Origin of the sequence: Mesorhizobium sp. M1E.F.Ca.ET.063.01.1.1, assembly GCF_003998155.1 — a bacterium.
Taxonomy (GTDB): Bacteria; Pseudomonadota; Alphaproteobacteria; order Rhizobiales; family Rhizobiaceae; genus Mesorhizobium.
In genome coordinates this window covers 1-7,426 of the sequence record NZ_RZSC01000272.1, presented here as the reverse complement: position 1 = coordinate 7,426, position 7,426 = coordinate 1, and the positions used below count along the sequence as shown (strand labels likewise).

The following is a 7,426-nucleotide window of genomic DNA, read 5'->3' as shown; positions in this document are numbered from 1 at the left end:
ACATGCATCAAAACAAAGACTGAAGCGCGTCGCCTGAATCCGTTTCGTCACGACGCGCTTTGGTTCGGCTTCGGCTTCTTGCCATGCGGACGCTTGGGCGGCGCACCGGCAAAGCCCGGGCCCGTGCCTTGAGGCGCATCGTCCGGCACGCCCTCATGCGCCGCGTGCTCCTTGTCGAACTTGATGACCGGCTCCATCTTCGCCAGCACGTCGTCGGCCAGCCAGCACAGGCTCATATGGCCGTCGCCGAGGTTCTTCACCGGCGGCACCTTGGTCTCGCACAGATTGTCCGGAACCAGCTTCTTGTAGCCGCAGCGCGTCTGGAACGGGCAGCCTGTCGGCGGGTTCATCGCCGACGGGATGTCGCCCTCGAGCACGATATGCTTCTTGACCACGCTGGTGTCGGCGATCGGGATCGCCGACAACAGCGCCTCCGTATAGGGATGGTAGGGCGGCGAGAATATCTGGTCCGTCGTGCCTTGCTCGACAATATAGCCGAGATACATGACCACCACGCGGTCGGCGATGTAGCGCACCACCGAGAGATCGTGGCTGATGAACAGCATCGTCGTCTTGTTCTTGCGCTGGATGTCCATCAGCAGTTCGGTCACCGCCGCCTGCACCGAGACGTCGAGCGCCGACACCGGCTCGTCTGCTACCACCACCTTGGCATCTCCGGCGAAGGCGCGCGCCACGCCGATGCGCTGCTTCTGGCCGCCTGAGAGCTGGCGCGGCTTGCGGGTCTCGAAGGCCCGCGGCAGCTTCACCAGGTCGAGCAGTTCCAGCATGCGCTTGCGTCGCTCGGCCACCGTCTTGCCGACGTTGAATTTCTCCAGCGTGCGGATGATCTGCGAGCCGACGGTGTGGCTGGGGTTCAGCGTGTCGAACGGGTTCTGGAACACCATCTGGATCGAGGATACCGTCTCGACATTGCGGCTCTCGATGCCGGTCGACTGGATCTCCTTGTTGCCGAGCGTCACCGTGCCCGAGCTTGCGGTCTCGAGCCCCAGAAGCACCTTGGCGAGCGTCGACTTTCCGCAGCCGGATTCACCGACGATCGCGACCGTCTCGGACTCGCGCGCGGTGAACGAAATGGTCTCGTTGGCCTTGACGACGCGGCCTTCGCTGGAGCCGAACACCTCGCTGCCGCCGACCTTGTAGTATTTCTTGAGATCCTCGATCTTGAGCACCGGCGCGCCGGGCTCGACCTTTTCATTGACCTTCTTGGCGCCGGGCGGCAGCGCCTCCCAGTCGATCTCGTTGAAGCGCACGCAGCGCGAGAAATGGCCCTCGTGCCCTTCGACGGCGATCATCGGGATTTCCGCGGCGTTGCAGACACCCTCGACGAAATGGTGGCATCGCGGACCGAAATTGCAGCCTTTCGGCCGCTCATGCGGCAACGGCAATTGGCCGGGAATGGAGATCAGCGGCCGCGAATTCTTGTCGGCGCCCGGCAGCGGGATCGAACGGAACAGCCCTTGCGTATAGGGGTGGCGCATCCGGTCGAAGACGTCCTTGATCTTGCCGGTCTCGACCGCCTCGCCGGAATACATCACCGTGATCTTGTCGCAGGTCTCGAGGATGAGGCCGAGATTGTGCGACACGAAGATCATCGAGGTGCCGAACTTCTGGCCGAGACCCTTGACCAGCTCGACGATGCCGGCCTCGACAGTGACGTCGAGCGCCGTCGTCGGTTCGTCGAGCAGAAGCAGTGCCGGTTTCGACAGCAGCGCCATGGCGATGACGATACGCTGCTGCTGGCCGCCGGAAAGCTGGTGCGGATAGGAGCGCATCATGCGCTCCGGATCGGGCAGCCTCACCGCGCGCACCATCTCGAGCGCCCTTTTGTAGGCCTCATCCTTCGAGACCTTATCGTGGATCAGCGGCACTTCCATCAATTGCTGGCCGACCTTCATCGCCGGATTGAGGCTCGCCATCGGCTCCTGGTAGATCATGGCGATCTTGTTGCCGCGGATGGCGCGCAGCTCCTCCTCGGACATCTCGCCCATGTCCCGGCCCTGGAACTTGATCCGCCCGCCGACGATCTTCCCGATGTTGGAGAGGTCGCGCATGATGCCGAGCGACACGGTCGACTTGCCGCAGCCGGATTCGCCGACGATGCCCATCGCTTCGCCGGGCATGACCGTGCAGGAAAAGTCCATCACGGCCGGTATTTCGCCCTTGCGTGTAAAGAAGGAGATCGAGAGGTTCTCGATCTCGATGATCGGCCCATTGGTCGGCTTGGCCGGATCTCGAACTGCCTCGTTCATGGGTCGCTCCAATCCTTGTTTTCCAAGTAGGGCCGAAGACCCCGCCATCAATCCTTCATCGACTGTTCGCGCAGCGAATCCGCCAGAAGGTTCAGCCCCAGCACGAACGACATCAGCGCGATCGTCGGCGGCAGCGCCGGATGGATGAAGGAGCGCAACAGGCGGCTCGCATCCTTGATCGCGGTGCCCCAGTCGGGGCTTTCGGGTGCCAGCCCGAGGCCGAAATAGCCGAGCGTGCCGAGCAGGATCGTCGTGTAGCCGATGCGCAGGCAGGCATCGACGATCAGCGGCCCGCGCGCGTTGGGCAGGATCTCCCACAACATGATGTACCAGGGCGATTCACCGCGCGTCTGCGCCGCCGCCACATAGTCGCGCGTCTTGATGTCCATGGTGAGCCCGCGCACGATGCGGAACACGCCGGGGCTGGAAGCGAACACCACCGCGACGAAAATGTTGAGCTGGTTGGGATCGATGTGGACGATCTTCAGCGGATCCTTGTCGAAGACGAGGCCGATATAGATCCAACCCCCGATGACGAGCGTTAGGCCGAGCAGGATATAGAGCCGGTCCGGCCGGTTCTTGTAGCGGGTCCAGAACAGCACGCTGAAGAAGATGATCGGAAACAGGAAGAACAGGCCGGCCATCGCATAGGGGATCGGCGTGTCCATGATGCCGGGCGTAACAAGCAGGTAGAACAGCAGAATGACGGGGAAAGCCAGCACCAGATTGGCGAGGAACGAAAGCACCGTGTCGATCTTGCCGCCGTAGTAGCCGGCCGGCAGGCCGAGCGTGATGCCGACCATCAGCGCAAAGCCGGTCGCGGCCGGGGCGATGATCAGCACGATCTGGCTGCCATAGACCATGCGCGAGAACACGTCGCGCGCGAGCTTGTCGCCGCCGAAATAATAGATGAGCTTCGAGGTCGGCTCGATTGCGCCCGGCAGCGTGTCCTTCATGATCGACACCTGCGCCAGCGGATCGAAGGGCGAGATGGTCGAGGCGAAGATCGCCGTGAACAGCCAGAACAGGCAGATGCCGACGCCGGCAATGCCGACGCCGCTGTCGAAGAGCTGGCCGTAGAGGCCGAGTTTCTTCTTATAGGCGAAGCTCACGCCCATGACGATGGCGAGCGCCAGCCAGACCGGCCAGAACCTGGAAATCACACCAATAATGACGCTGAGGGCGCTGATATATTCGATCTGCATCCGCTTCGCCCCCTATTGAACCCTGATACGCGGATTGAGAAACGCGTAGCCGACATCCGAGATGAGCTGCGTGATCAGCACGATGAACACCGAGACCAGCGAGCAACCGAGCAGAAGGTCGATGTCATTGTTGCCCGCCGCTTCCACCAGCGTGTAGCCGAACCCCTGGTAGCGGAACATCACCTCGACGATCACGACGCCGGTGAGCAGCCACGGGAATTGCAGCATGATTACGGTGAACGGCGCGATCAGCGCGTTGCGCAGTGCGTGCTTGACGACGACGCTGCTGAAGGAGAGCCCCTTGAGGCGGGCAGTGCGGATATATTGCTGCGTCATCACCTCGACCATCGAGGCGCGTGTCATGCGCGCTATGTAGCCGGTGCCGTAGATGGCCAGCGTCATCACCGGCAGGGTGAAATTATAGAAGGTGAGGCCTTGGCTTGCCGAGGCCGCCGAGCCGTTCAGCCAGCCGAGCCACGAGGCGAAGATGACGGTGAAGATGACGCCCGATACATATTCAGGCGTCGCCGTCGAGGCGATCGAGGCGACCGACAGCGTGCGGTCGGTGCGCGAGCCCTCGCGCATGCCGGCGAGTATCCCGACAAGCAGCGAGATCGGCACCATCACCGCCAGCACCCAGAACATCAGCAGCCCCGTGGCGCCGAGCGCCGGGAACAGCTTCGCGCCGACCGTCGTCTTGAATTTGGTCGAGCAGCCGAAATCACCCTGCAGCACGCCGGAGAATTTCGGCTCCACCGGATCGTTGCAGAAGGAGAAGCGCTGCGCCGGCTTGCCCGTCGCCGGATCGGTGATCGGCTGCTTGGGCAGGATCCCCAGCCACTGACCATAGCGGACGAAGAAATTCTGCCGGTAGCCATGGTTGACCAGCCAATCCTCGAGCTGCTCGGCCGAGGTGTGCATTTCGGTCTGGCTGATCGCCAGCTTCTTCAGGTTCGGGTTGAGATTGATCAGAAAGAAAACGACCAATGTCAGGCACAGCATCGTCAATGCCATCGTGCCAAGGCGTCTGAGGATGAAGGATAGCATGGCGGCCCCTGCCGGTCTGGTTGGGGGTTGGAGCCTGTCTAAAATCAACCCGGCCGTTAGCGTCCAGGCTGATTGTCGACGGACCCTCGGATGCGATCAACCCTGTTTGTTACATGCCGTTGCCGAAAAATCCGCGCGCTCTTGGAGCGGCGGCTTCCGGTTCCAGCATTGTGTATGGGAGTGAGGGGAAGGGGCAAGAGCCCCTTCCCGATCGGCTCCAATCACGCCTGGTCGAGCCAGACCTTGCCGTAATCGCGTTCGAAGGTCGGATGCATTTTGTAGTTCTGCACCGCCTTGACCGAGTGGCTGTAGAGCTTGCGCCAGTAAGGCTGGATGATAATACCGGAATCCTGCAGGATCTGCTCGATGTCCTTCATCATCTCCTTGCGCTTGGCGGCGTCGGCGACGGCCAGCGCGGCGTTGAGCTTGGCATCCCAGTCGGGATTCGACCAGGCGGTCTCGTTCCATGCTTCGCCGGTGCGGTAGCCGATCGCAAGAACCTGCACGCCAAGCGGACGCATGTTCCAGTTGGTCGTGGACAAAGGATATTTGGTCCAGTCGTTCCAGAAGGTCGAGCCCGGCAGCACCGTGCGCTTCACCTTGATGCCGGCGTCGCGCATCTGCGCGGCGATCGCGTCGCCGGTGTTCTTGTGCCAGTCCTCGTCGACCGTGATCAGCTCATGCTCGAAGTCGGCCTGGCCGGCTTCCGCCAGCAGCGCCTTTGCCTTGGCAGGATCGCGAGCGACCTTGGCCAGTTCGTAGTATTCCGGGTGAATCTGGCATACGTGATGGTTCTCGGCCACCGTGCCGGCATTGCCGTAGCCGAGTTGCAGGACGACACTGTTGTCGACCGCGAGCTGCAGCGCGTTGCGGACCTTCTGGTTGTCATACGGCTTGTTGTTGACATTGGTCCGGCACACGATCGTCGAGGCCGTTACCACTTCCGACTTCACAAGGTCCATGCCGTCGAGGATCGACACATAGTCGGCCGACGTCTCGAAATTGGTGTGGACTTCGCCAGCCTCGAAGGCGCTGACCATCGCTCCCGGGTCGGTGCCGTAGTCGATGAACTCGATGCCGTCGAGGAACACCTCGCCGTCCCACCATTTGTTGTCTTCGCGGCGCTTGTAGACCACCTTCTGGCCGACGTCGTAGGAGACGAGCTCGAACGGGCCGGTGCCGATCGGGCAGGCTTTGAAATCGCCGCCCTTCTCGTCGAAGCTCTTGTGAACGATCAGGCCCGGATAGTCGCACATGTTCGGGATCAGCGCGATGTCGGGCTTGCCGAGTTTCAGCTTGATAGTCATGTCGTCGACCTTGGTCACGGCGCTCTCGTCGAGCTTGTCGTCCTTGACCAGCGTGCCAAGACGGCCGGGCATCGAATTGCCCTCGGCCTTCTTGTCGGCCCAGCGCTTGAGGTTGAAGATGACGTCATCGGCAGTAAAGGTATCGCCGTTCGACCAGGTCACGCCCTTGCGCACATGCAGGGTGTATTCGGTGGCGTCATCGTTCACGTCCCAGCTTTCCAGCAGATAGGGGCGGAAGGTGTATTCGGTTGTGTACTTGACCAGCGGCTCGAGCGCCTGGCGCTCGGCATTGGCGATTTCCGACCAGTCGGACTTGCGCGGATCCTTCGGATCCTTGATCCATTGCGCGACCTTCAGCGTGCCGCCCTTCTTGCCCTGAACGTCCTCGGCTCTCGCCGGGGTCGGGTCAGCGAGACCGAGCAGGCCGTAAGCCATCGCCGTGGACGCTCCGAAGACGCTGGCCAGAGCCAGGAATTCGCGGCGGTCGACGTTTCCTGCCTTGGCTTCTTCGGCCAAGGCCAGGATGTGATCCGGAACGCGGTCGCTGTTGCTTTTGTAGATTGCCATAACTGACTCCCATTGTTGGCTTTCTGCCTTTTAACATTCCGCATCCAGACCATCATGTCAAAGAGGGTATTGGAATGGGAACATGTTAGGGAATGTGCAACTTTGGAATGAGGCCGGTTCGCGCGATAGCGACAGTCTTGACGCAAATTTGTTAGTGCACCGCACATTTCCGAAAAATCGACAGACGATTAAATCAAGACATTTTAGGTGGATAAGGGCCGTGCGCGCGCCGTAAAAGCTCCCTTGGCTCCGCCCGAGGCGAGTGCCAAGTCATCAGTACTCGCGCTCGTAGAAGACGCCGCCTTTGGCTTCGCCGGCGTCGTTGGCCTCGCCGCGCAGCTTGACGCCGCGCCCGACATTGAGGTCGATCGTCGCCTTGCCGGAGCCCGGTTTGTCGCCCTTCTGGATCGTCACATAGGTGCGGTCGTTGAGGTATTTGCCGGCGGAAACCGCGGTGCCGCCCTTCTCGTCCGTCGTCACGTCGAGATCGTCGACGCCGATGGCGCTGCGCAGATTGTCGAGCAGCGATGTCGAGCCGCCGGCGCCCGCCAATTGCGCGGCGGCATCGGCAAGCTGGGCGATCTGCAGCGGCGAGAGGTTCGACATCGAGCGGCCGAAGATGAGCTGCGCCAGCACCTCGTCCTCGGGGAGCGCCGGCACCGAGGAGAAGTTGAATTTGGGATTTGTCGCCTCTCCGGAGACAACAATCGTGACGGTGGCGCTGCTCGTCGTCGTGGTCGCCGTCATGTTGAGGTAAGGCACCAGCGACCCCTGGAACCCGACCGTGCCCTCGGTGAAGGTCAGCCGCTTGGCGAGGATCGTCAGCCGCCCCCGCTGCAGCGTGAAGGTGCCGACCGCCTGCGGCGAGGACGCCGGGCCGGTCAGCTTCAGCGATCCGCCGAGTTCGGCGTCCAGGCCCCTGCCCTGGATGAATATCTGGTTCGGCGCGTTGACCTTCACGTCGAGGACAAGACCGCTGCCGCCATTGCCGCCGCCGGATGTCGGCGGGTTCAGCGCTCTGTCCTGCGCC

At 62.0% G+C, this 7,426-nt stretch carries 5 protein-coding genes; all 5 read right to left on the bottom strand.

Features of this window, described 5'->3' with window-relative positions; genetic code table 11:
- Positions 1 to 47: 47 nt before the first annotated feature.
- Positions 48 to 2,270, bottom strand: a complete 2,223-nt coding sequence (locus EOA29_RS19315) for an ABC transporter ATP-binding protein (protein ID WP_127221298.1) — start codon at positions 2,268 to 2,270, stop codon at positions 48 to 50.
- A gap of 47 nt (positions 2,271 to 2,317) precedes the next feature.
- The gene (locus tag EOA29_RS19310) at positions 2,318 to 3,475 is read right to left on the bottom strand and encodes an ABC transporter permease (protein ID WP_126093016.1); all 1,158 of its coding nucleotides are present in this window, start codon (positions 3,473 to 3,475) and stop codon (positions 2,318 to 2,320) included.
- A 12-nt stretch (positions 3,476 to 3,487) separates the two neighbouring features.
- Positions 3,488 to 4,522 (bottom strand): ABC transporter permease, encoded by a 1,035-nt coding sequence (locus EOA29_RS19305; RefSeq protein ID WP_126093015.1) that lies wholly within the window; start codon positions 4,520 to 4,522, stop codon positions 3,488 to 3,490.
- A 221-nt stretch (positions 4,523 to 4,743) separates the two neighbouring features.
- Positions 4,744 to 6,396: an ABC transporter substrate-binding protein gene (locus EOA29_RS19300; RefSeq protein ID WP_126093014.1), complete on the bottom strand. Its 1,653-nt coding sequence runs from the start codon at positions 6,394 to 6,396 to the stop codon at positions 4,744 to 4,746.
- 273 nt (positions 6,397 to 6,669) lie between these two features.
- Positions 6,670 to 7,426 (bottom strand): translocation/assembly module TamB domain-containing protein (locus EOA29_RS19295; RefSeq protein ID WP_189478933.1); only part of this gene is annotated, 757 nt, incomplete at its 5' end.

Excerpts from the sequence above, each read along its gene's own strand:
- EOA29_RS19315 (WP_127221298.1), bottom strand. The coding sequence starts at position 2,270 with ATGAACGAGGCAGTTCGAGATCCGGCCAAGCCGACCAATGGGCCGATC.
- EOA29_RS19310 (WP_126093016.1), bottom strand. The coding sequence starts at position 3,475 with ATGCAGATCGAATATATCAGCGCCCTCAGCGTCATTATTGGTGTGATT.
- EOA29_RS19305 (WP_126093015.1), bottom strand. The coding sequence starts at position 4,522 with ATGCTATCCTTCATCCTCAGACGCCTTGGCACGATGGCATTGACGATG.
- EOA29_RS19300 (WP_126093014.1), bottom strand. The coding sequence starts at position 6,396 with ATGGCAATCTACAAAAGCAACAGCGACCGCGTTCCGGATCACATCCTG.